This window comes from Photorhabdus heterorhabditis, from assembly GCF_018448905.1.
Classification (GTDB): Bacteria; Pseudomonadota; Gammaproteobacteria; order Enterobacterales; family Enterobacteriaceae; genus Photorhabdus; species Photorhabdus heterorhabditis.
In genome coordinates this window covers 1-1,170 of record NZ_RCWA01000133.1, presented here as the reverse complement: position 1 = coordinate 1,170, position 1,170 = coordinate 1, and the positions used below count along the sequence as shown (strand labels likewise).

The window sequence follows — 1,170 nt, the reverse complement described above, 5'->3', positions numbered from 1 at the left end:
TGCCCTGACGGTTATTAAGCCGGTCAGTGGTGAGGGTCAATGTCCCCTGATTGAACACGGTCCCCTCCTGGTTATTCAGGGTGCGGGTATGGAGCGTCAGTTCACCGCTGCCGGTCTGGTTAATTTTTCCCTGCTGGTTGGATAAATCCGGTGTGGTGAGGTGGATTGCCCGCGCCACTAACTGGCCGCCGTCGTTGTTAAACTGACCCGGTGTACTGGCGGTCAGGCGGTCTGCGTTAACCGTGGCGTGTGCGGTGCTTATTCCCGGCTGGCCGGCGGTCAGCTGAATGTTACCCGCCACGGTTTGACTGTGGCTGAGGTCAATCTGCTGGCTGTGCAGGGTCAGCCTGTCGGTGGCCAGATTTTTCCCGTTAGCCTGAACCTGCTGCGCGGTCAGGGTCAGGGAGCCGGGGCGGGTGGTGTGGCCGTTATCATCCAGTCCGGCGGCCCAGACACTGTGGCGGTCACTCTGTATCGCCTGTGCCGTGGCCGTAATATCCCCGCGTGCCTCAACCCGACCACGATTGTTCAGGTGTTCGCCTGATTGCAGGGTCACCGTCGATTGCGACAGCAGTTTGCCCTGATTGTCTATCCCGGCGGTACTGGTTAATTGCAGGGCATCCCGGCTGCTGATAGTGCCCCGGTTCTCAATCCGGCCGTCGGCGGTGAGGCGCACTTCCCCCGCCGGTACCCCGATGTCGCCGGCGTTACGTACCCCGACGCCGGCTTCGGTGCCGACCAGGATAATTTTATGCGCATACATCCCGCCTAACGCTGAGCTGTCCAGCGCGAACAGCGGGGGTTTCTCATCCTCTGCCGCGGATTTTTTCTCAATATGCTGGTGCGCGGCATCCACGCGATTGCGCCCGGTGGTTACTTTCAGGTCCTGCGCGTGTAATTTGGCGTTGAGGGCAACCGCACGGGCAATGATGTCGGTGTAATTTTGCTGCCGGCTGTCCATCCCTTGCCCCTCAATCCGCACTTCGCCCTGATTAACGTCAAAGCCTTTCAGGTGACCCTGCTCCATCCGGGCCTCACCCGTAGTGAGCGTGGTGCGGTGGGCGTTGATAAAGCCACAGCCGTTACAGGTAATGCCGGACGGATTGGCAATCACCACCTCGGCTTTGCGTCCGGCCACTTCAATCCAGCCGTTAAGGTGACTGGGGTCGC

General features: G+C 60.3%; 1 protein-coding gene. It reads right to left on the bottom strand.

Translation table 11 applies throughout. The features are described from left to right. Nucleotides 1–1,170: filamentous hemagglutinin N-terminal domain-containing protein (locus EAE89_RS22925; protein ID WP_214086660.1), on the bottom strand; the 1,170-nt coding region annotated here is incomplete at both ends.